This is a genomic window from Kocuria sp. SM24M-10 (assembly GCF_001027955.1).
Taxonomy (GTDB): domain Bacteria; phylum Actinomycetota; class Actinomycetes; order Actinomycetales; family Micrococcaceae; genus Kocuria; species Kocuria oceani.
The window spans coordinates 1-383 of the sequence record NZ_LDNX01000085.1 but is presented as its reverse complement, the minus strand read 5'-3'; the positions used below and the strand labels follow the sequence as shown (position 1 = coordinate 383).

Genomic DNA, 383 nt, shown 5'->3' with positions numbered 1-383 from the left:
GACCGTCTTGACCGTCTTGTCGGTCTTGTCGGTGTACTTGGCGTCGCGGTGGTACTTGTGCCAGTCGCCCCCGTCGGCCTTCTCCTTGGCGATGGAGGCGGCCTTCTTGAGCTCGACGTCGTCGTACTCCTTGGACTTCCACTCGCCGTGGTGGCGGTACTTCACGACGACGTCGACCTCGCCGTTCTTGCGCTCCCCGTCCTCGTCCTGCTTGAAGAGGACCTTGACGTCCTTCTTGTCGACCGTCTTGACCGTCTTGTCGGTCTTGTCGGTGTACTTGGCGTCGCGGTGGTACTTGTGCCAGTCGCCTCCGCCGGCCTTCTCCTTGGCGATGGAGGCGGCCTTCTTGAGCTCGACGTCGTCGTACTCCTTGGACTTCCACT

General features: G+C 61.9%; 1 protein-coding gene. It reads right to left on the bottom strand.

Annotated elements, in window-relative coordinates:
- Nucleotides 1–383 (bottom strand): hypothetical protein (locus ABL57_RS22305; RefSeq protein WP_047803342.1); only part of this gene is annotated, 383 nt, incomplete at both ends.